We start from the raw sequence: 18,793 nt of genomic DNA on the forward strand, positions 1-18,793 counted from the left end.
GTCGATGCAGCGGCGCGCCTATCTCCGGACGCTCGGGACTCTGTCCGCCGTCAGCGCCCTCGCCGGCTGTTCGGCCGACGACGAGGCGAGGGCGGCGACGTCGACACCGGCCGCGAGCGAGACGCCCGACCCCACCGCGACGACCACGCCAACCCCCACCCAGCGCGCACTCGCCCCCTACCGGTCGTGGCTCGTGGCGCCGACGCCAGTAGAGGGGTCGCTATACGAGTTCACCCACCTCTCGCTGTCGGCGGTCAGGCGCGACGCCACGCCGTCGTTCGCCGAGTCCCTGAACACCTTCTGGCGCCAGCGAACTGAGGCGTACTTCGGCGTCTCCGTCCCCGTCGACAGCCTCGATGCCGTCCTCACCGTGAGTCACTCGCGGGACCCCGACGAGTCCTACCGCGTCGCCAGCGGGTCGTTCGACCGCGACGTGCTCAGGCCTCGCCTCGCCGACGCCGGCTTTTCCGCCGACGGCTTCGTCGGCGACGTCCAACGATTCGTCCGCGCCAGCGACGGCGTCCAACGCGTTATCGGGCTTCATCCCGACCTCCTCGTCAGTATCGGCGCGCTCACGTCCGCGACCGACCCGCTCGCCACGGCGCTCGACCAACACGCGGCGGGCGAAGTCCGAACCGAGTCGAACGCCGGAACCGAGGCCCTCGTCGACTACTTCGGCACGGCCGACTACGTGACGGGCCAAGAACTCGAACCCGCCGACGAGACGTACACCCTCAGCACCGCCGTCGCGACGGGGCGACGCCTCGACGTCGGCGAGACCACCTCGTGGGCCGAACGCGCGTACGTCCTCCCGCCGGACGCGACGATAGACCGGGCCGTCTTCGAGGAGGAAATACAGACACGTCACGCCGGTCAGCCGACCGACGAGTTCCGGCGCGAGGGCCGCGTTGTCGCCGTCGCGGGCGAGGTGGAGAACTCGCTGGTCCGACTGGTGTAGGGCTGGAAGGCCCAGTATCGGCGAGCGAAAATCCGGGCGCATGTGGTCCAGACGCGCCGCCCTCGGCGGTATCGGACTCGCCCTCTCGACCGGACTGGCCGGTTGTAGCGCCCTCAACCGACCAGACCCGACCGTCGTCGGCACCGAAGTCGAAGGCGGAATCGAGGCCCTGTTCGGCGATACGGACGTGTACGTCACCGTCCAGAACGACGGCGGCGCCGGCGACGTCGCGGTAACGCTCGAACTCCTCGACAGCGAGGGGACCGTCCTCCTCGACGAGACACAGACCGTCTCGTTCGAGGCCGACGAGCGAAAGCGCGTGACCTTCTCGGTTGACGTGCCGGAGGATACGGAAGAAGTGAGCGCGAGCGCAGAGGCGGCGTAGGATTCGAACCACGAGGACGTCGCTTCGCTCGTCCTCTGGGTTCGAACCGCCCTCGGGATACAGATTTGTGACTCACCGTTCGGTTCGTCACAAAATCTGATGGGCTCGGGCGGATTCGAACCACCGATTTCGGCCTTGTAAAGGCCGCGTCATAACCAACTAGACCACGAGCCCTCGGCACAACGTCTGGCCCCGGACCGAATAACGGTTTCTGTCTCGTGCCGCGAAACCCTTACCGTCGCGCGCCCGATTCGTGGGGTATGCGCGCGATTCGAATCCTTCTCGCCTGCTGTCTCGTCGTCGGCCTCGCCGGCTGTGCAGGTGTGGGAACGACACCCACGGCGACGGAGACAGAAACGTCGACGGCTGACGCAACCGCCGACGCGACAGCGACAGCGACGCCGACGCCGGAACCCGTGGCCACCCCCGGTAGCAACTACGACACCGCGACGGTGACTCTCGTCGCCGCGAACGGGACGGAGTTGGCGACGGTCGACGCGTGGGTGGCCGACACGTGGCCGAAACGCTACACCGGCCTGAGCGACACGGAGGCGCTCGAACCGGGGCACGGAATGCTGTTCATCCACGACCAAGAGTCGGACCACGCCTACGTGATGCGAGACATGGCGTTCCCGCTCGACATGGTGTTTATCGCCGAGAACGGCACGATAACCGAGATTCACCACGCGCCGCTCCCCGAAGACGGCGACGACCTGCGGCAGTACTCGGGGCGCTCGAAGTACGTTCTCGAAGTGCCGCTGGGCTACACCAACGAGACGGGCGTCGAGGTGGGCGACCGAGTCCGTATCGACCGATGACGGGACTCGACGCACTCGCGGAGCGCGAGGGCTGGCGCGTCGAGGGCTTCGCGGCTCGCGTCCACTATCAGGGCGAGGGCGACCGCTACGCCATCGAATACTACGAACCGAGCGACTGCGTCCTCTACTGGAAGGTGAAAGGCGACGGCGAGACGGCGGTGCCCGTGGGCCGAGAGACGGTGCCCGACCCGCTTCGCGAGCGGGTGCAACTCGACCTCGACGCGGCGGGCATCGACCCCGAAATCGAGTCACGGTCGCTGTGACCCCGCGATGCAGTAGCGATTTGTGGCCGGGGGGCGTCGGTCTTCGACATGAGCGTTCAAGCCGAGTTCGACCGCTGGGCGGCGGCGGGGAAGGACAAGGGGATGGAGGAGCGCCACTGGCACACGGCGAAAGAAGCCCTCGCGCGGATGCCCGTCGAGAGCGGCGAGACGGTGCTCGATTTGGGCACCGGGTCGGGCTACGCGCTCCGCGCCCTTCGGGAGACACGGGACATCGGGGCGGGCGTCGGTCTCGACGCGTCGACGGCGATGGTGGAAAACGCCCGGAGCTACACCGACGACCCGGCCCTCGAATTTCTGGCCGGCGACTTCGAACATCTGCCCTTTGCGGCAGACAGTATCGACCACGTGTGGTCGATGGAGGCCTTTTACTACGCGCAGGACCCCGCGACGGTGTTGGAGGAGCTTCGGCGCGTACTTCGCCCCGGTGGCACCTTCTTCTGTGCGGTGAACTTCTTCGAGGAGAGCGTCCACACCCACGAGTGGCAGGACACGGTCGGCGTCGAGATGCAGTTGTGGGACCGCGAGCGATACCGCGAGGCCTTCCGCGACGCGGGGTTGTACGTGGCCGAGCAGAACACGGTTCCCGACCGCGAAATCGAGATTCCGCCCGCCGACGCGTTCCCGACGGAGGACTGGGAGCGTCGCGAGGCGATGGTCGACCGATACCGGACGTGGGGGACGCTCCTGACCGTCGGCGTCGCACCGTAGCGCAGGCGGGGGCTTTTGTCAGCGCCGGCCGAACGCCGAACGTGCCCGCTCGCTCACGACTCGAACTCGCTCGCACCGTCGTCCGCGAGGTGCGAGCGCGCGACGCCACTTTACTCGCCGCAAGTATCGCGTACTACGCCTTCGTCTCCCTGCTCCCGCTGCTCGTCCTGACGACTGTCGTCGCCACCGCGCTCGGTGGCGCCGAACTCCGAACCGCGGTGCTCGAACTCGCGGGGCAGTATCTCCTGCCGGTCGGACAGGGCGTCGTCGGCGACGCGCTGGCGAACACGACCGGTCGCGGCGGCCTGACTGTCGTCGGGGCCGCCCTTCTGCTCTGGAGTTCGCTCAAGCTCTTTCGCGGCATCGACACCGCCTTCGCCCGCATCTACGGCACCGCGCCCCGCGGCCTCCTCGGAAGTCTCCGAACCGGCGCGACGGTCTTTCTCGCGGTCAGCGCCGGCGCGTTCGGTGGCATCGCCCTCGTCGGCGCGCTCACCCTGTTCGAGACGCCGCTCGCGGCGCTGGCCCCACTGCTCATGTTCGGCGTCCTCGTCGCCGCGCTCGTCCCCGTGTACTATCTGACCCCCGCAGCCAGCCTCTCGGTCAAGCAGGCGCTTCCGGGGGCCGTTCTCTGTGCCCTCGGCTGGACCGGACTCGGGACTGCGTTCGCGCTCTACGCCGCGATAGCGACGACGAGCGGGCGGTTCGCGCTCTACGGCATCCTCGGTGCCATCCTCCTGCTCGTGACGTGGTTCTATCTCGCCGGACTCGTCCTGCTGGTCGGCGCGACGCTCAACGCGGTACTCGCGGCGGAAACGGTCGCCCGGAACCGGCAGGTACAACATTCGCGGCACCGAGACGAGCATACGACGGCAATGACCGGCGACGACACGCAGGCGGAGACAGAGCCCTCCCCGGCACCGGATATCGAGGACCTCGAAGACCGGCTGGACGAAGTCCGTGCCGACCTCGACGAGTTCGAAGCCGACGTGGAGGAGCGGACGGTCGACCGCCCCGACCTCGAAGCGGAGTTACAGGCGTACGTCCGCGACCGGATGCGCCGGGGCCACGCCCGCGGCTGGGGTCCCTACCTCGTACTCCTCTACGGCACCGTCATGACGCTCGGCGCCTTCGTCCTCCTGAGCGACGTCCTCGCCGTCGTCGCCATGCTCGTTATCTTCCTCTCGACGCTGGGGCTGTACGTCCTCTTCGTCCTCTTCGGCCTCGGCCTCTCGCTTCTGGGCACCCCCGGCCGAGCGCTCCGTCGGCTCCGTCGATGAGCGGAACACGGAGTATATAGGGCTCGCTCCGCACGCTTCGGCCATGACGCGCGACGCCACCGTCGCCGACCGCGGTATCGGCGAGACGAGCGTGGTCGAGACGGCACCCGACGGGCTAGTCGAACTGTTCGGACTGCTCACGTATCTCGGCGACCCCGTCGGACTGCTGGTGCTCGTCGTCGCCGGCTATCTCTTGGCGGAGTACGTCGACGTGTCCGAGACGCGCATGGCCACCGCTATCGCCGTCGCGCTCGGCGGTTTCGCGCTGACGCTCGCGCTCAAACACGCCTTCGCACTCCCCCGGCCACCGGGCGCCGGCACCGACGGCTTCGGCTTCCCGAGCGGTCACGCCATCGGCGCGACGGTCGTCTACGGCGGCCTCGCGGGCGTGCTCGCGAACCGCGGGACGCGCCGCTACTGGGTCGCCGGCGGCGTCGTCGCGCTCGTCGCCGCCTCCCGAGTCGTCATCGGTGTTCACTACCTCGTCGACGTGGTGGTGGGGGTCGGCGTCGGGCTAGCCTATCTCGCTATTGCCTTCCGCGTCGGCCCGGGGTGGGCACCGGAGCGCGTGTCCGCCGCCGCTGTCGGGCGGACGTTCGGACTCGCCATCGTCGTCGGCGTCGCGGCGCTGAGCGTCGCCGTCGTCTTGGACACCGTCGTCGCCGTCGCCGCGGCGATTGGGGGCTGGGTCGGCTGGCGATTCGCCGGCGACCGAGTCCAAGCCACGACTGGCTCGACGCGCCAACTCGTGGCGTCGCTCGCGGCCCTTCCCGTCGTCGCCGTCACCGCGGGCACCGTCGTCGACGGCGGCGTCTCGCTGCCTATGGCTGCGGTGCTGGCCGGTGGCATCGTCGCGCTGGTTCTCGCGGCGCCGGGGCTGGCGGCGGTCGAACGGTCGTCGGACTGACGCGGGTCGAAAAAACGGGGCGTCGCGGCGTTAGAACTTCTCGAGGTAGCGGTCGATTTCCCAGTCGGAGACTTCGACGATGTACTCGCCGAACTCCTGTGACTTGGCCTCGATGAACTTCTCGGAGACGTGCTCGCCCATGGCGTCTTTAATCATCTCGTCTTCCTCGAAGGCCTCGACGGCCTCGCCGAGATTCGAGGGCAGCGTCGTGATGCCGTAGTCCTCGCGCTTCTCGGCGTCGAACTCGTAGATGTTCTCGCGGACCGGGTCGGGGCAGTCGAGGTCGCGCTCGATGCCGTCGAGACCGGCGTGAATCATGGCCGCGAAGGCGAGGTAGGGGTTACACGACGGGTCGGGCGAACGCAGCTCGATACGCGAGGCGGCAGGCACGCGGGCTGCCGGCTTGCGGATGAGCGCCGAGCGGTTGCGGTCGGACCAAGCGACGTAGACGGGTGCCTCGTAGCCCGGCACCAGCCGCTTGTAGCTGTTGACCGTCGGGTTGGCGATGGCCGTGATGGCCGGGGCGTGTTCGAGGACGCCGGCGAGGTAGCTCTTGGCCGTGTCGCTCAGGTTGAACTCGTCGTCGCCGTCGTGGAAGGCGTTCTCGCCGTCCTCGGTGAACAGCGACATGTGGGTGTGCATCCCCGAGCCGTTGATTCGCGCGATGGGCTTGGGCATGAACGTCGCGTGGAGGTCGTGTTCGGCCGCGATGGCGCGAACGACCGCGCGGAAGGTTGCGACGTTGTCGGCCGTCGAGAGGGCGTCGTCGTACGTGAAGTTAATCTCGTGCTGGCCCTGTGCGACCTCGTGGTGGCTGGCTTCGATATCGAAGCCCATGCTCTCGAGGCCGTAGATGATGTCACGGCGCACGTCGGACGCGAGGTCTTTCGGTGCGAGGTCGAAGTAGCCGCCAGCGTCGTTCGTGACGGTCGTCGCGCGACCGTTCTCGTCCTCCTCGAACAGGAAGAACTCCGGTTCGGGAGCCATGTTGACGCTATAGCCCATCTCGTTGGCTCGGTCGATAGCGTTTTTGAGGACGCCACGCGGGTCGCCCGAGAACGGCTCGCCGGTGGACGTGTCGATGACGTCACAGATGAGGCGGGCCGCCGAACCGTTTTCGTCGTTCTGCCACGGCAGGATGGCGAACGTCTCGGGGTCGGGGTCGAGGCGCATGTCCGACTCCTGAATGCGGACGAAGCCGTCGATGGAGGAGCCGTCGAAGTAGATGCCCTCGGTGAACGCCTTCTCCGCCTGCGTCGCCGGCACCGAGACGTTCTTGACCGTCCCGAGAATGTCGGTGAACTGAAGGCGGAGGAAGTCGACGTTCTCCTCGTCAATCTCGTCAAGGACGTCCTGTTCTGTCGCCGTCAAACCGCCGTCCGTCGCCGTATTTTCGTCCGTCATGTTCTGGACAGGGTAAATCTATACTCCTAGTATTAAGCCCTTTTCGTTGACTGCAATTTACTCACGGCACGCAGCGGAATTGGATATTCGTAAATTTCTATACCCCCCGTGCCGTGTGTAACTGCCATGACGTACGAAAATCTCGACGCCAAGCTCATCAACGCACTCCTCGGCGACGGTCGAGCGAGCCTGCGAAGTCTGGCGGAGGAACTCGATGTCTCCGTCACTACCGTCTCCAATCACCTGCGCGACTTGGAGGAGGAGGGCGTCATAGAGGGGTACACGCCGCGTGTCAACTACGACGCTCTCGGCTACGACGTGACGGCCATCCTCCAGTTGAAGGTGGAGGGGAGCGCCCTGCCCTCGGTGACCGAGAGCCTGCGCGAGCAGAAACAGATGATTAGCGTCTACGAAGTGACCGGCGACTACGACGTCATCGCCATCGGCAAGTTCCTCGACACCGACGGCATGAACCAGCAAATCAAGACGCTCCTGACCGACGCCGACATCCGGGAGTCGAACACGAGCGTCGTGCTCAACGCCGCCGTCGAGAACAAGCAGTTCGACCTCGACGTCGACGAGGAGTAACGCCGCGACCCACCGTTTTTCGACCGCCAGCCGGGGAGTCACGACGCTCGCGACTTAGAACTCGTCTTCGAACACGAACGTCCCGTCCCGCTGGACGACTTCCCCGTCGACTTCGATGACCGAGTCCTCGGACATGTCGACTATCATGTCGACGTGTTCGGCGCTCTCGTTGCGCTCGTTCTCCGCGGCGACGGTGTCGGCGTAGGCGTTCCCCACCGCCATGTGGACGGTGTCGCCCATCTTCTCGTCGAACAGCATGTTGTACGTGAACTGGTCGATAGAGCGGTTCATCCCGATGCCGAGTTCGCCGAGATAGCGCGCCCCCTCGTCAGTCTCCAAAATCCCGGTGAGGACGTCCTCGTTGCGCTCGGCGCTGTGGCCGACCACGCGGCCGTCCTCGAAGCGGAGCCGGGCGTCCTCGATTTCCTTGCCCTTCCGGTAGAGCGGCAGGTCGAAGTGGACGTAGCCGTTCACCGACTCCTTGACCGGCGCCGTAAACACCTCGCCGCCGGGGAGGTTGCGCTCGCCGTAGTCGTTGAGCGTCGGGTTGCCCGCGACGGACATGGTGACATCTGTCTCCTCGCCGCTTTTGATGCGCACCTCGTCGGCGCCGTCGAGGATGTCGACCATCTGGGCCTGATGCTCACGCTGGGCCTCCCAGTCGAGGGTGACGGCGTCCCAGACGAAGTTCTCGTAGCCCTCGGTGCTCATCCCCGCGAGTTGGGCGTGGCCGGAGGAGGGGTACTGCGTGAGACACCACCGCTTTTCCAGTCGCTCGTCGAGGACGGGCCGCATCGCCCGGCGATAGGCGGCGTTGGTGTCCGGTTCGACATCGCCTTGTTCGGAGACGTTCTCGCCGCCGCGGGCGATGATGAAGGCGTCCGCCGCCTCGTAGAGCGCGAGTTGGTGGCTCGGCGTCTCGAACGCGTCCTCGTCGCTCGCGCGGAGATACGCCCGCGCCGCGCGGTCGGAGTTGTTCAGAAAGACGGGGTTCGCGCCCCGGTCCCCGAGCAGTTCGTGGAGCGCGACGGCGAGGTCCTCGGCGACAGCAGGCATACTGATGACGACGTTGTCGCCCGACTCGATTCCCGTCGAGTGGTCGACGATGGTCTCTGCGTGAGTGCGAATACGCGGGTCCATACCCCCGCCTTTCGGCGCGGCCGGCAAAGCCTTTCGGAGTGTGCATGTCCGTCGGGCCGTTCAGCGTTCGGGCTCGATGTAGACGAAGCGCACCCGGTCGTCGTGAGCCCGGAGTTTCTCTTCGAGCGCGCGGATGTCGGCGTCGAGTTCCGCGGTGTCGAGTTCGGCGTCGAAGCTCACGTCGGCGGCGACGAGGATGGCGCCCGGCCCGACGAACATCGTCCGGAACCGGTCGACGTGGTCGACGCCGAGATGCTCGGCGACGATGGACTCGAACTCGGCTTCGAGGCTCGGCGGCGCGCTCTCACCGAGGAGGAGGCGCTTGTTCTCCCACGCCAGCGCGAGCGCGAAGAACATGAGGAGGGCGCCGATTATCGTCGCCGAGACGGCGTCGTAGATGTGGTTGCCCGTCAGTCGCGTGAGCACGATGCCCACGAGCGCGATGACCGCGCCGCCGAGGGCGATGGCGTCTTCGGTGAAGGCGGTGAGCGTCGTCACGTCGCTGGTCGTCCGAAACGCCTCGACCAGATTCGACCAGCCGTACGCCTCCATCTGCCGCCGGAGTTCGGCGTGGGCCTTGACGAAGGCGTACGTCTCGAACGCGATGGCGCCGAGCAAGACGAGGATGCTCACGTAGACGGCGTCGAACGTGACGCCAGCCAGCGTCACCATGCCCGGCGCGGCGGAGTGCCCGTGCACGATAGCGTCGTAGCCGTGCTTCAGACTCTCCCAGCCCGCGATACCGAACAGGAGGACCGAGACGAGGAAACTGTAGAAGAACTGTGCCTTGCCGTAGCCGAAGGGATGGCCCTCGCTCGGCGCCTTCCCGCTGTAGCGGATGCCGATGAGCAGGAACACCTGATTGCCCGTATCGGAGATGGAGTGATACGTCTCCGAGAGCATGGAAGGGCTTCCCGTGAGGAGAAAGGCACCGAACTTCAGGACGGCGATGGCGCCGTTCGCGACGAGTGCGGCCAGAACGACCGACTTGCTGCCAGCCATACACGGGTGTCGACCGCCTGCCGATTCAACCTTCCGACCGCAACGGAGTTGCCGCTGGGCGTTCACGACCACCCATGCTCACCGTCTGCTCCGACACCCACGGCACCGAGAGCGCGCGCCTCACCGGGCGCACGCAGGAGGCCGTCGACGCCGCCGACGTGGTCGTTCACGCGGGGGATTTCACGACGGAAACGGTCCTCGACGAGTTCCGCGACCGGGCGACGCGTCTCGTCGCCGTCCACGGCAACGCCGACACGCCCGCCGTCCAAGACCGCCTCCCCGAGGCGGCGACGGCGACGTACGGGGGCGTTCGTCTCGCGGTCACGCACACCCAGCGCGGCGGAGCGACGGCGCTCTCGATGTTCGGCCGCCAGCGCGGGGCGGCGCTCGTCGTCTCCGGGCACACCCACCGCCCGACGGTCGATTCGTCGGCGAGCGCCCCGACGCTACTCAATCCGGGGAGTTACGCCGACCCGCGGGGGCATCGGGCGGCCCACGCCGAACTGTGGGCGCCGGGAACGGAGACGGTGCCCGACGCCCTCCAGCAAGACGTAGCGGCGGAGACGGCGCTGGTCGGTGCGCTCCGGTCACCAGAGGGCGAGCGACTGGGTCGAATACACGTCCCAGCCGCCGGGGGCGTCGAAAGCGAGTGAAGGGGGAGGGCCGAAGCGAGGTCGGGGGGACCACGCATCTCGACGTACAGCCGTCGGTATAATAGAGGCGGCGTAAACTCAAAACGGCGTTGTAGTTTCCGGTGCGAAACGGCTTTGTGGCCGCCGGGTCACGTCATCGGCATGCAGACACCGGTGCTCCAGTCCTCGCTCCTCGACGACCCAATCTTCCTCGCGCTGGTGGCGCTGATGCTGTTGCTCGTCTTTTTCGCCTACCTGCTCATTCGACGCACCCTCCTGTCGCTCCGCGAGGGATACGACGATGGGTATCGCTGACACCGACCCCGACACCGCTTAGTACCCCCCTCACACAGGAACGCACACTCGATGGTTGCAACCGGAACGCTGCTGACGTTCGTCGTCGCCGCTCTCGCCAGTCTCTTTATGGCGTGGGCAATCGGAGCCGGGTCGTCCGGGTCGACACCCTTCGCCGCCGCCGTCGGCGCCAACGCGATTTCCGTGATGCGCGCCGGCTTCGTCGTCGGCCTCCTCGGCTTCGCCGGCGCCGTCCTCCAAGGCGCGAACGTCACGGAAGCGGTCGGCACGCAGTTGATTGGGGGCGTCTCACTGACGGCGACGGCGGCCATCGTCGGCCTCCTCACCGCGGCCATCCTCGTCGCCATCGGCGTGTTCACCGGCTATCCAATCGCCACCGCGTTCACCGTCACCGGCGCCATCGTCGGCGTCGGCCTCGCGCTCGGCGGCGACCCCGCGTGGGCGAAGTACCGACAGATTGGGGCGCTGTGGGTCTTCTCGCCCTTCGTCGGCGGCGGCATCGCCTACGGCACCGCGCGGCTCCTCCGGTCGGAGGCAGTCCCAGAGCGATACGCCATCGCGATACTCGGCGGGCTGGTGGGCGCGCTCGTCGCCACAATCGAGTTCACGCTGCTCGCGCCCGCCGGTGAGACGGCGTCGATTGCGGCCGCGCTCGGCGACCTGCTCCCGGTTGGCACCGCCGTCGTCACGCTCGGCTGTGCGCTGCTCGTGACGGCCGTGCTCTTTCGGGGACTCGTCACCGACCCCGAGGCGACACAGCGGCGCTTTCTCCTCTCGCTCGGCGGCCTCGTCGCGTTCTCGGCGGGCGGGAGTCAGGTGGGACTGGCCATCGGCCCGCTCGTCCCGCTACTGGACGAGGTTGCGGTGCCGCTCCCCGCCGTCCTCGCTGGCGGCGGCTTCGGCCTCCTGCTGGGCTCGTGGACGGGCGCGCCGCGGATGATAAAGGCGCTCGCACAGGACTACTCCTCGCTCGGGCCTCGGCGGTCGATTGCGGCGCTCATCCCCGCGTTCGCCATCGCACAGGTCGCCGTCGCCTTCGGCATCCCCGTCTCGTTCAACGAAATCGTCGTCTCGACGATTATCGGGTCGGGCTACGCGGCGGGCGGCAGCGGCGTCAGTCGAGAGAAGATGCTCTACACCGTCCTCGCGTGGATAGGCTCGCTGCTTCTCGCGCTCACGCTCGCCTACGGGGCGTTCACCGTCATCGACACGCTGGCCTAGCTCTCGGGCTGGGCCTCGGCCTCGTCTGCCGGCCCGTCCTCGTCCTCCTCGTCGTGAATCGTGAGCCGCGCCTTCATAATCCGGGTGTTGTCCACCTGCTCGATGCGAATGGTGATGCCGTCGAAATCTATCTCCTCGCCCTCCTCGACGAGGCGGCCGGCGCGGTTGAAGATGAAGCCCGCGAGCGTCTCGAACTCCTCGCCCTCGGGGAGGTCGAGGTCGAGCATCTCGTTCACCTCGTCGATGTTGACCTCGCCGCGGACGATGACGACGTCGTCGTCGAGGAACTCGAACGGCCCTTCCTCGTCGCCTTCGAGGATGTCGCCGACGATTTCCTCGACCATGTCTTCGAGGGTTATCAGGCCCTCCGTCGTCCCGAACTCGTCGATGACGATGACCATCCGCATCCGGTTGTCCTGAATCTCCTCCAGCAGTTCGTCGACGTTTTTCGACTCGGGGACGTGGAGCGTGGGCTGGACCACGTCGGTCAGGTCGCTGGCGCCCTCGCCGTAGTGTTTCTGCCGGATGAGGTCACGGAGGGTGACGACGCCGATGATGTTGTCGAGGTTGCCCTCGTAGACGGGGATGCGCTCGTGGTCGCTCTGCACACAGGTTTCGATTGCCTCGTCGAGGTCGGCGTCTTTCGGCACCGCCGTCATGTCGAGTCGGGGCGTCATCACCTCCTTGGCGATGGTGCGGTTGAAGCGGAAGATACGCTGGAGCATCTCTCGCTCCTCTTCTTCGATGACGCCCTCGCGCTCGCCCGTCTGAATCATGTTCTGAATCTCGTCGCGAGTGACGTACGTGGACTCGATGGCGGAGCGACCGCCCGTGATACGGTTGATGACCCGCGTGAGGTGGTCGAAGACGATTACCAGCGGGAGCAAGGCGAGTTCGGAGTATTTGAGCGGGCGGGCGATGCGAAGCGCCCACGACTCCGTATTCTCGACGGCGTAGGACTTGGGCGCGCTCTCGCCGAACAGGAGCACGAGCGTCGTGACGCCGAAGGTGGCGGCGAGGACGGCCTGTCCCTGCGAGAGATAGAGGGCGAACAGCCCCGTGGCGATGGAGGACATCGCGATGTTGACGATGTTGTTCCCGACGAGGATGGTGATGAGGAGCCGATGGGGGTCTGACTTGAGCTCTTTCACCACTCTGGCGCCGGGAATCCCCTCCTCGACGAGGGAGTCGACCCGGTGCCGTGCCAGCGAGAACATCGCAATCTCGGAGGAGGAGAAAAACGCCGACAGCGCGATGAGAAACAGGATGGCCACGGAGCCGGCGATAGTGACGGTCGTATCTGTCAGTGGCACAATATCGGCAAGTTGCGCCGGGGTGGCGGCTCCGGCGGCGCTCGCTATCGGCGACAAACCCATGGAAGTACAGACCCTTATCCCGGGGCTGAATTAAGCGTTGTCCTCACAGCGCCGAACGGCCCGAGCGAAGGTCTTAGGCGGATGCCTACCCTATCGAGTCGTATGTCAGACAGCGAGCCGCCGATTACCCTGTATCGGCTGCAGGCGTGTCCGTACTGCGAGCGCGTCGTTCGGACGCTGCAGGACCTCGGACTCGACTACACCTCGCGGTTCGTCGAGCCGATGCACTCGGACCGAGACGTCGTCAAGCGAGTCGCCGGGTCGCGTCCCGTCCCCGCCATCGTCGACGAGCGGACGGGCGTGACGATGTCCGAATCGGCCAACGTCGTCGAGTATCTGGAATCGACGTACGGCGACGGACTCGTCGACGGGGGGTCGGCCTGATGGTCGATTTCGACGTCGTCCCGCTGCCGGACGCCGACCACGTCGCCGAGGGCGAGCAAGCGCCGGATTTCACCCGCCCGCTCGTCAACGGCGAGTTCTGGGAGGACGCGTCGCTCTCCGACCTCACCGACGAGGGGCCCGTCTGTCTCGTGTTCTACCCGATGGACGGCGCCTTCCCGGCGACGTACATCTGGAACGAACTCCGGGACCGCGAGTGGGACGAGCATCTCACCGTCGTCGGCGTCTCCATCTCGACGCCGTACGCCCACAAACAGCTCATCGAGGAGCGCGAGATGCCGTACGACCTCTTTGCCGACCCCGCGAACGGCGTCGCCGAAGAGTACGGCGTCGCCCACGACCTCGACGGGATGGCCGGCGTCTCGGAGCCGCGCCCGGCCGTCTTCCTGCTCGACGAGGACCGCACCGTCCAGCACGCGTGGGTGGCCGAGGAGTGGCCCGACTTTCCACCTTACGACGCCCTCGAAACCGAGATTCGGGCGCTCGTGGACTGATGGAACTCGACGACGCCGTAGCCGCCGCCCGCGACGGCGAGGCCATCGTCTACCCGACCGAGACGGTGTACGGCCTCGGCGCCGACGCCACCGACGCCGACGCCGTCGAGCGCGTGTTCGACCTGAAGGGGCGGTCCCGAGAGAAACCGCTCTCGCTCGCCGTGCCGAGCGTCGACGCCGCGCTCGAACACACCCGACCCACCGCGCGCGAAGAGCGGTTCATGCGGCGCTTTCTCCCCGGTCCGGTGACCGTCGTGGTCGAGCGCCGCGAGACGCTTCCCGACGTCCTCACCGCAGGCCGAGAGCGGGTGGGCATTCGGATTCCCGACCACGAGACGGCGCTCGCGCTCCTCGAACGCACCCCGCCGCTGACGGCGACGAGCGCCAACCGCTCGGGCGAACCGAGCATCACCCGGGTTTCGGACCTCGATACGCGCGTCCGCGAAGGCGCGGCCGTCGTCGTCGACGGCGGCGAGACACCCGGCACCGAGAGCACCGTCGTCGACCCCGGCGAAGGCGTCGTCCACCGCCGCGGGGCGATGGCCGACGACATCGAAGACTGGCTCTCGTAGCGACTCACAGCTAGCCGAACCCGAGCAACGACGCGAGCGAGCGCGTCCGAACGCCACACTCCTCGCGGTACGCGCAGGCGTCGCATTTGGCGTCGTCGTCGATACGCGGCGGCGGGCCGTCGACCGCTCGAAGGGAGCGGACGGTCCGGCGATACGCCGCCCGGTTGCGCGTCGTCGTGTCGACGCGCCGAACCACGCCATGAGCCGGATACTCGACGAGCGCCGCCGGAACCGCTCGCTGTCGCTCCCACGCGAGCGCCTTCGCCATCGCCACCGCGCGGACGCGCTGGGGTCGCCACACCCCCCGCTCCGGTGGACGCCCCGGAGATACGAACGTCGGAACGGGTGGGTCACCCGACAGCACCTTGTGAGCGATACCGCGACACTCCCGGCCCGTCAGCGGTGTGCGCGTCGTCGTCGGGTCGGCGAGTTCCGCCCAGTCGTCGCGGGTGGCAAGACGGTCGAGTGCCGACCGGTACTCGTCGGGGGAGCGCGCGAGCGGTTCGGCGGCGAGTTCGGCGTCGCTGGCCGCGCGGAGCGCCGGGTAGCGAAACGCCAACTCTTGCCGCTCGCGAACCGCCGGCGGCGGCCCGGCGTCGTCGTCGCGCTGTGCGTAGTAGTGCTGGCGCAGGCAGTACGCCGCCCGCGCGAGGCCGCTGAAGGTGAGCACAGGCGGGGTGGCCGCGGCTTCGCACTTGAAAAATAGGGAGGCGCGTCCACGACGGCGGTCAGGCCGACGCGACGTCGTTCATCCCCGACTGCACCCAGTACCAGCCGAGCGGTCCGAAGAAGAGGAACACGAGGAACAGCGCCATCTGACTCTGGTCCGTGACGGCCTCGGCGGCGTCCGAGATTTGCCACATGCAGATGAGGTTGAGGATGGGGACGAACGCGAAGACGGGCGTGAGGTCACGGTTCGTCCCGGCGTCGAGCTGTTTGGCCGTGGAGAAAAACCAGTAGAGCGAGTACAGCCCGATTGTGATGACCGAGAACAGGACCTGCTTGCCGAGCGATTTCTGTTCGAACGCTGATTCGTCGACGATTTGGGCGCTTTCAGTCATGCTTCCGGGCTAACCTCAGCCGCATTCCCCATTAATGTATCCCACAGGACAGTTTGGAGGCGGGGCAGTCGGTTCGAATTTACCTTCGGCCGTGTCACTCGTGGCGGAGCGCAATTATCGACGGCCACGGGCGAAGATGACTCACTCCAGCAGAATCAGTTCTGATACGGCGTCGAGAAGCTATTTCACCCCCGGCGAGAGCGATAACCCGTGAACGACTGTCCACGTTGCGGCGAAACCGTAGACGAAGAGAGCGACTACTGTGGGGAGTGCGGTGCCGAACTCGCGGACGAGGCGGCTCCAGACACGGACCCGTTTCTCGAACGATACGGTGCGGAGCCGCTTCCGCTCGCGAGCGAGCGTGGCGAACTCATCAGTATCTACGCCCAGTTGCTCGGAAGCATCCCAGTCGTCGGGAGCGTACTGAAGCTCTTTGCGGGCATCAGTTTCTGGTGTTACTCGGTGTGGCTGAAAATATTCACAGTCGTAACGCTGGGAGCAGACGTGACGAACCGATTCAAGGCGGATTTCAACTATCTCAAGGACAACTTCTACAGCGAGTACGACGGCACGGAAAAGCCGCCGAAACCGCCGCAGTAATCTGATTGATGACGGGCGACGAATCGACTTCGGCCGACGCTTACTGTAGCAACTGTGGCGAGTCGATACCGGCAACTGCCGGCTACTGCACCGCGTGTGGCGCGGAGCAGGCGACGAGCGCCGAGGCGGACCCCGGTCCAGCGTCGAGCGGGGTCACCAGCTGGGCTATCGGGTTCGCACCGGGGGCGACACTACGGAACGTCCTCGTCGCGGCCGCGTACCTCGTCTTCTACATCGTCGGCATCCCGTTGCTGGTGTATGCGTACTGGGCCCGCGGGGGAAAATACCGGAAACGGACGTATTACGCGCTCGGCGCCCTCGGTGTCGGCTTCGTCGCGTTAGTCGTTCTTCTCGCGGCTATCGGCGCGATGGTCGGTCCAGTGACAGAGACCGGCACGTCGCCCGGTGGAGAACAGGCAGTCGAATCCACACCGACGCCGGAGCCAGCCCCCGCGTTCAGCGTGCGGATACACTACGGCGGGTCGTGGCAAGGCGCGCTCAGCGTAACGGGCGGTGGGTCGAGCACATCGGAGTCGATTTCCGGGTCGGGGAGTCGCTCGATTCCACTCTCCGGTGGCGTCGATATCGTCTCCGTGAACGCACAGAAGCAGGACGACAGCTCTGCGGAGATTGTCGTGCAGATTCTCAGGCGAGGCGACGTCGTCGCCGAAGCCAGTACGACGTCGAGTTACGGGGTTGCACAGACGAGTCAGGCGTTCTGATGGCGGATTCGAACCGCGAGGACGTCGCTTCGCTCGTCCTCTGGGCTCGACCCCGTTCTGCGGTCTTTTTCCCCAAGTTTTTGCGAGGGAGCGAAGCGACCGAGGAAAAAGTGGGATGGGCCCTGCCGGATTCGAACCTCGGTCGTTCCGCTCGCTTCGCTCACTCCACTCCCTGCTTCGAATCGGCAGAACGGACGAGTTCCTGCTCACTGACGTTCGCAGGTAATAGATGGGCCCTGCCGGATTCGAACCAGCGATCACCCGGTGTCCCATGCTCGCGGACGGTCCACGACCAGTATGAGCCGGGGGCTTTAACCAGACTAAGCTAAGGGCCCTCGGGCGTATATCGACCCTCCGGTGTCTTGAACGTGCCGGACTCGGTCGTTCGCTACCAAAAGGTTGAGTAGACCCACACCGTATATCTGTGACGACCGGGTTCGTCGACCGTGGCAGGTCGTACTGCCGAGACCACCCGACGTCGGCACCCACCACACATGACAGACGCTCCCGTATCCAACACTGTTCTCGTCACTATCGACTCCCTTCGCGCCGACGCCATCGGACCGTACGACGGCGAGTACGAGACGCCGACGCTCTCGGCCATCGCCGAACGCGGCACCGTCTTCGAAAACGCCTTCGCGCACGGCAACTGGACGCCGATGTCGTTCCCGTCGATTCTCGCCTCGCGCCCGGTGTTTGCCGACACGGGGCGCATCGGCGTCGACGGCGCGACTACGCTCGCCGAGCAGTTGCAAGCAGCGGGCGTGTCGACTGGCGGCTTCAACGCCGCCAACGGCTTCCTCACGGAGCATTGGGGGTACGACGCCGGCTTCGACGACTTCGACGCCTTCGTCGGCGGCGGCGGCGACGGCCGCGCCGGCGAGTTCGTCGCCGCACACCCGACGTGGGGCGCGTGGCTCCAACTCCTCACCTCACCGTTCCGCCGGGCCGGGAACCTCCTGCGCGGTGGGGCGGACGACCAACCGTTCACCGACGCCTCGCGGATGCTCGATACGGAGCGGGCGGCCACCTCGTTCGTCGCCGAAACCGAGGAGCCGTTTTTCCTCTGGGTCCACTACATGGACGTCCACACGCCCTACGTCCCCGCGCCGCGGTATCTCCGCGACACGGGGCGTCGCGTCGGCAAGACGCGGATGCTCGTCGCACACGTCCGAACGGGGCTGGGCTGGTCGGTCGGCGACCGGACGCTCGCGGACCTGCGCACGCTGTATCAGGGCGCCGTCCGGCAGGTCGACGCCAGCCTCGACCGTCTGCTGGACGCGCTCGACGAGGCGGGCGTCGCCGACGACACGGCGCTCGTCGTCGCCGGCGACCACGGCGAGGAGTTCATGGACCACGGCCACCTCGCACACTATCCCAAACTCTACGACGAACTGGTTCGCGTCCCGCTCATAGTCGACGTACCGGGGCTTCCGTCACAGCGCATCTCGGAGCACGTGGGACTCGACGCCATCGCGCCGACAGTTTGTGACCTCCTCGGCGTCGACCCGGCGGCGGAGTGGATGGGAGAGAGCCTCCTCCCGACGCTCCGCGACGGGACGGCGCCGTCGGAGGACCCGGTGGTGACCGTCACCGTCCGCGGGTCGGACGTGACCCAGCAGCCGATTCCGCGGTCGCTGGACGAGGGCGACCTGCTGGTGAGCGCCCGCGACACGGACTGGGTGTATATCCGAAACACGGAGACGGGGGCCGAGGAACTCTACGACCGGCGCGCCGACCCGGGTCAGCAGACGGACCGCTCGACGGCCGACGACGAGGCGGCGACGGCGGCCCGCGAGCATCTTGGAGCCGTCGTCGACGACCACGTGGCGCTGCTCGACGCGGTGGACAGCGCCGACGAGTCCGACGCCGTCGGCGAGGACATCGAAACCCGACTGAAAGCCCTCGGGTATCGGTAACGCTC

General features: G+C 66.8%; 23 protein-coding genes and 2 tRNA genes. 17 read left to right on the forward strand and 8 right to left on the reverse strand.

Going from position 1 to position 18,793, the window contains the following annotated elements; all coding sequences use genetic code 11:
• Nucleotides 1–4 precede the first annotated feature (4 nt).
• Nucleotides 5–958, forward strand: a complete 954-nt coding sequence (locus ACQUSQ_RS07060) for a hypothetical protein (RefSeq protein ID WP_435067836.1) — start codon at nucleotides 5–7, stop codon at nucleotides 956–958.
• A gap of 40 nt (nucleotides 959–998) precedes the next feature.
• A complete protein-coding gene (locus ACQUSQ_RS07065) occupies nucleotides 999–1,343 on the forward strand; it encodes a hypothetical protein (RefSeq protein WP_435067837.1) in 345 nt (114 codons plus the stop codon).
• A 100-nt stretch (nucleotides 1,344–1,443) separates the two neighbouring features.
• On the opposite strand, the gene ACQUSQ_RS07070 is transcribed toward ACQUSQ_RS07065, so the two are convergent.
• A tRNA-Val gene (locus tag ACQUSQ_RS07070) sits at nucleotides 1,444–1,517 on the reverse strand.
• An 86-nt stretch (nucleotides 1,518–1,603) separates the two neighbouring features.
• On the opposite strand from ACQUSQ_RS07070, the gene ACQUSQ_RS07075 reads away from it, so the two are divergent.
• From ACQUSQ_RS07075 to ACQUSQ_RS07095, 5 genes are read left to right on the forward strand one after another with little or no spacing between them, the layout of a single operon-like run.
• Nucleotides 1,604–2,161 (forward strand): DUF192 domain-containing protein, encoded by a 558-nt coding sequence (locus ACQUSQ_RS07075; protein WP_435067838.1) that lies wholly within the window; start codon nucleotides 1,604–1,606, stop codon nucleotides 2,159–2,161.
• The gene (locus ACQUSQ_RS07080; protein WP_435067839.1) at nucleotides 2,158–2,424 is read left to right on the forward strand and encodes a DUF7538 family protein; all 267 of its coding nucleotides are present in this window, start codon (nucleotides 2,158–2,160) and stop codon (nucleotides 2,422–2,424) included. The genes ACQUSQ_RS07075 and ACQUSQ_RS07080 overlap by 4 nt, the downstream gene beginning before the upstream one ends.
• 48 nt (nucleotides 2,425–2,472) lie before the next feature.
• Entirely contained in the window at nucleotides 2,473–3,153 is a 681-nt protein-coding gene (locus ACQUSQ_RS07085) for a class I SAM-dependent methyltransferase (protein WP_435067840.1), read from the forward strand.
• Nucleotides 3,154–3,194: 41 nt separating this feature from the next.
• Complete coding sequence (locus ACQUSQ_RS07090) at nucleotides 3,195–4,433, forward strand: YihY/virulence factor BrkB family protein (RefSeq protein ID WP_435067841.1); 1,239 nt, start codon at nucleotides 3,195–3,197, stop codon at nucleotides 4,431–4,433.
• A gap of 43 nt (nucleotides 4,434–4,476) precedes the next feature.
• Nucleotides 4,477–5,340: a phosphatase PAP2 family protein gene (locus tag ACQUSQ_RS07095; protein ID WP_435067842.1), complete on the forward strand. Its 864-nt coding sequence runs from the start codon at nucleotides 4,477–4,479 to the stop codon at nucleotides 5,338–5,340.
• Between the two features lie 30 nt (nucleotides 5,341–5,370).
• On the opposite strand, the gene glnA is transcribed toward ACQUSQ_RS07095, so the two are convergent.
• Nucleotides 5,371–6,744 carry a type I glutamate--ammonia ligase gene (gene glnA, locus ACQUSQ_RS07100; protein WP_435067843.1) on the reverse strand — a complete coding sequence of 458 codons (1,374 nt, stop codon included), beginning with the start codon at nucleotides 6,742–6,744 and terminating at the stop codon, nucleotides 5,371–5,373.
• A 126-nt stretch (nucleotides 6,745–6,870) separates the two neighbouring features.
• On the opposite strand from glnA, the gene lrp reads away from it, so the two are divergent.
• The gene (gene lrp / locus ACQUSQ_RS07105; RefSeq protein WP_435067844.1) at nucleotides 6,871–7,332 is read left to right on the forward strand and encodes an HTH-type transcriptional regulator Lrp; all 462 of its coding nucleotides are present in this window, start codon (nucleotides 6,871–6,873) and stop codon (nucleotides 7,330–7,332) included.
• Nucleotides 7,333–7,386: 54 nt separating this feature from the next.
• Here the strand turns inward: lrp and ACQUSQ_RS07110 are convergent, their stop codons facing one another.
• Together ACQUSQ_RS07110 and ACQUSQ_RS07115 are read right to left on the reverse strand one after the other, a co-directional pair.
• The gene (locus tag ACQUSQ_RS07110) at nucleotides 7,387–8,472 is read right to left on the reverse strand and encodes an aminopeptidase (RefSeq protein ID WP_435067845.1); all 1,086 of its coding nucleotides are present in this window, start codon (nucleotides 8,470–8,472) and stop codon (nucleotides 7,387–7,389) included.
• Between the two features lie 60 nt (nucleotides 8,473–8,532).
• On the reverse strand, nucleotides 8,533–9,474 hold the full coding sequence (locus ACQUSQ_RS07115; RefSeq protein ID WP_435067846.1) for a cation diffusion facilitator family transporter: 942 nt from the start codon (nucleotides 9,472–9,474) through the stop codon (nucleotides 8,533–8,535).
• A 74-nt stretch (nucleotides 9,475–9,548) separates the two neighbouring features.
• On the opposite strand from ACQUSQ_RS07115, the gene ACQUSQ_RS07120 reads away from it, so the two are divergent.
• From ACQUSQ_RS07120 to ACQUSQ_RS07130, 3 genes are all read left to right on the forward strand, one after another.
• Nucleotides 9,549–10,127 carry a metallophosphoesterase gene (locus tag ACQUSQ_RS07120; protein ID WP_435067847.1) on the forward strand — a complete coding sequence of 193 codons (579 nt, stop codon included), beginning with the start codon at nucleotides 9,549–9,551 and terminating at the stop codon, nucleotides 10,125–10,127.
• A gap of 141 nt (nucleotides 10,128–10,268) precedes the next feature.
• Nucleotides 10,269–10,421, forward strand: a complete 153-nt coding sequence (locus ACQUSQ_RS07125) for a hypothetical protein (protein ID WP_435067848.1) — start codon at nucleotides 10,269–10,271, stop codon at nucleotides 10,419–10,421.
• A 51-nt stretch (nucleotides 10,422–10,472) separates the two neighbouring features.
• On the forward strand, nucleotides 10,473–11,642 hold the full coding sequence (locus tag ACQUSQ_RS07130) for an anion permease (protein ID WP_435067849.1): 1,170 nt from the start codon (nucleotides 10,473–10,475) through the stop codon (nucleotides 11,640–11,642).
• On the opposite strand, the gene ACQUSQ_RS07135 is transcribed toward ACQUSQ_RS07130, so the two are convergent.
• Nucleotides 11,639–13,018, reverse strand: a complete 1,380-nt coding sequence (locus tag ACQUSQ_RS07135; protein WP_435067850.1) for a hemolysin family protein — start codon at nucleotides 13,016–13,018, stop codon at nucleotides 11,639–11,641. The two genes, ACQUSQ_RS07130 and ACQUSQ_RS07135, sit on opposite strands and share 4 nt — an antisense overlap.
• 102 nt (nucleotides 13,019–13,120) lie before the next feature.
• Between ACQUSQ_RS07135 and ACQUSQ_RS07140 the strand changes: the two genes are divergently transcribed.
• The 3 genes from ACQUSQ_RS07140 to ACQUSQ_RS07150 are packed head-to-tail and all read left to right on the forward strand — an operon-like array spanning nucleotide 13,121 to nucleotide 14,486.
• Nucleotides 13,121–13,402 carry a glutathione S-transferase N-terminal domain-containing protein gene (locus ACQUSQ_RS07140; protein WP_435067851.1) on the forward strand — a complete coding sequence of 94 codons (282 nt, stop codon included), beginning with the start codon at nucleotides 13,121–13,123 and terminating at the stop codon, nucleotides 13,400–13,402.
• The gene (locus tag ACQUSQ_RS07145; RefSeq protein ID WP_435067852.1) at nucleotides 13,402–13,914 is read left to right on the forward strand and encodes a redoxin domain-containing protein; all 513 of its coding nucleotides are present in this window, start codon (nucleotides 13,402–13,404) and stop codon (nucleotides 13,912–13,914) included. Before ACQUSQ_RS07140 ends, ACQUSQ_RS07145 begins: the two co-directional genes overlap by 1 nt.
• Nucleotides 13,914–14,486: an L-threonylcarbamoyladenylate synthase gene (locus tag ACQUSQ_RS07150; RefSeq protein WP_435067853.1), complete on the forward strand. Its 573-nt coding sequence runs from the start codon at nucleotides 13,914–13,916 to the stop codon at nucleotides 14,484–14,486. Before ACQUSQ_RS07145 ends, ACQUSQ_RS07150 begins: the two co-directional genes overlap by 1 nt.
• Before the next feature lie 10 nt (nucleotides 14,487–14,496).
• Here ACQUSQ_RS07150 and ACQUSQ_RS07155 read toward each other — a convergent pair whose 3' ends face one another.
• Together ACQUSQ_RS07155 and ACQUSQ_RS07160 are read right to left on the reverse strand one after the other, a co-directional pair.
• Nucleotides 14,497–15,156, reverse strand: coding sequence for a CRISPR-associated protein Cas4 (locus tag ACQUSQ_RS07155; RefSeq protein ID WP_435067854.1), 660 nt, complete (start codon nucleotides 15,154–15,156; stop codon nucleotides 14,497–14,499).
• 58 nt (nucleotides 15,157–15,214) lie between these two features.
• Nucleotides 15,215–15,547: a DUF4234 domain-containing protein gene (locus ACQUSQ_RS07160; RefSeq protein ID WP_435067855.1), complete on the reverse strand. Its 333-nt coding sequence runs from the start codon at nucleotides 15,545–15,547 to the stop codon at nucleotides 15,215–15,217.
• A 210-nt stretch (nucleotides 15,548–15,757) separates the two neighbouring features.
• On the opposite strand from ACQUSQ_RS07160, the gene ACQUSQ_RS07165 reads away from it, so the two are divergent.
• Nucleotides 15,758–16,147 (forward strand): zinc-ribbon domain-containing protein, encoded by a 390-nt coding sequence (locus tag ACQUSQ_RS07165; protein WP_435067856.1) that lies wholly within the window; start codon nucleotides 15,758–15,760, stop codon nucleotides 16,145–16,147.
• 8 nt (nucleotides 16,148–16,155) lie between these two features.
• Nucleotides 16,156–16,869 (forward strand): zinc ribbon domain-containing protein, encoded by a 714-nt coding sequence (locus tag ACQUSQ_RS07170; RefSeq protein ID WP_435067857.1) that lies wholly within the window; start codon nucleotides 16,156–16,158, stop codon nucleotides 16,867–16,869.
• Nucleotides 16,870–17,099: 230 nt separating this feature from the next.
• Here the strand turns inward: ACQUSQ_RS07170 and ACQUSQ_RS07175 are convergent.
• A tRNA-Ile gene (locus tag ACQUSQ_RS07175) sits at nucleotides 17,100–17,204 on the reverse strand.
• A gap of 159 nt (nucleotides 17,205–17,363) precedes the next feature.
• Here ACQUSQ_RS07175 and ACQUSQ_RS07180 point away from each other — a divergent pair.
• Nucleotides 17,364–18,788, forward strand: coding sequence for a sulfatase (locus tag ACQUSQ_RS07180; protein WP_435067858.1), 1,425 nt, complete (start codon nucleotides 17,364–17,366; stop codon nucleotides 18,786–18,788).
• The last annotated feature ends 5 nt before the right edge of the window (nucleotides 18,789–18,793 follow it).

The sequence above is a fragment of the Haloplanus sp. C73 genome (assembly GCF_051195115.1).
GTDB lineage: Archaea > Halobacteriota > Halobacteria > Halobacteriales > Haloferacaceae > Haloplanus.

Excerpts from the sequence above, each read along its gene's own strand:
- ACQUSQ_RS07130 (WP_435067849.1), top strand. The coding sequence starts at position 10,473 with ATGGTTGCAACCGGAACGCTGCTGACGTTCGTCGTCGCCGCTCTCGCC.
- ACQUSQ_RS07085 (WP_435067840.1), top strand. The coding sequence starts at position 2,473 with ATGAGCGTTCAAGCCGAGTTCGACCGCTGGGCGGCGGCGGGGAAGGAC.
- ACQUSQ_RS07075 (WP_435067838.1), top strand. The coding sequence starts at position 1,604 with ATGCGCGCGATTCGAATCCTTCTCGCCTGCTGTCTCGTCGTCGGCCTC.
- ACQUSQ_RS07150 (WP_435067853.1), top strand. The coding sequence starts at position 13,914 with ATGGAACTCGACGACGCCGTAGCCGCCGCCCGCGACGGCGAGGCCATC.
- ACQUSQ_RS07115 (WP_435067846.1), bottom strand. The coding sequence starts at position 9,474 with ATGGCTGGCAGCAAGTCGGTCGTTCTGGCCGCACTCGTCGCGAACGGC.
- ACQUSQ_RS07065 (WP_435067837.1), top strand. The coding sequence starts at position 999 with ATGTGGTCCAGACGCGCCGCCCTCGGCGGTATCGGACTCGCCCTCTCG.
- glnA (WP_435067843.1), bottom strand. The coding sequence starts at position 6,744 with ATGACGGACGAAAATACGGCGACGGACGGCGGTTTGACGGCGACAGAA.
- ACQUSQ_RS07110 (WP_435067845.1), bottom strand. The coding sequence starts at position 8,472 with ATGGACCCGCGTATTCGCACTCACGCAGAGACCATCGTCGACCACTCG.
- ACQUSQ_RS07180 (WP_435067858.1), top strand. The coding sequence starts at position 17,364 with ATGACAGACGCTCCCGTATCCAACACTGTTCTCGTCACTATCGACTCC.
- lrp (WP_435067844.1), top strand. The coding sequence starts at position 6,871 with ATGACGTACGAAAATCTCGACGCCAAGCTCATCAACGCACTCCTCGGC.
- ACQUSQ_RS07170 (WP_435067857.1), top strand. The coding sequence starts at position 16,156 with ATGACGGGCGACGAATCGACTTCGGCCGACGCTTACTGTAGCAACTGT.
- ACQUSQ_RS07160 (WP_435067855.1), bottom strand. The coding sequence starts at position 15,547 with ATGACTGAAAGCGCCCAAATCGTCGACGAATCAGCGTTCGAACAGAAA.
- ACQUSQ_RS07140 (WP_435067851.1), top strand. The coding sequence starts at position 13,121 with ATGTCAGACAGCGAGCCGCCGATTACCCTGTATCGGCTGCAGGCGTGT.
- ACQUSQ_RS07080 (WP_435067839.1), top strand. The coding sequence starts at position 2,158 with ATGACGGGACTCGACGCACTCGCGGAGCGCGAGGGCTGGCGCGTCGAG.
- ACQUSQ_RS07145 (WP_435067852.1), top strand. The coding sequence starts at position 13,402 with ATGGTCGATTTCGACGTCGTCCCGCTGCCGGACGCCGACCACGTCGCC.
- ACQUSQ_RS07135 (WP_435067850.1), bottom strand. The coding sequence starts at position 13,018 with ATGGGTTTGTCGCCGATAGCGAGCGCCGCCGGAGCCGCCACCCCGGCG.
- ACQUSQ_RS07095 (WP_435067842.1), top strand. The coding sequence starts at position 4,477 with ATGACGCGCGACGCCACCGTCGCCGACCGCGGTATCGGCGAGACGAGC.
- ACQUSQ_RS07125 (WP_435067848.1), top strand. The coding sequence starts at position 10,269 with ATGCAGACACCGGTGCTCCAGTCCTCGCTCCTCGACGACCCAATCTTC.
- ACQUSQ_RS07060 (WP_435067836.1), top strand. The coding sequence starts at position 5 with ATGCAGCGGCGCGCCTATCTCCGGACGCTCGGGACTCTGTCCGCCGTC.
- ACQUSQ_RS07120 (WP_435067847.1), top strand. The coding sequence starts at position 9,549 with ATGCTCACCGTCTGCTCCGACACCCACGGCACCGAGAGCGCGCGCCTC.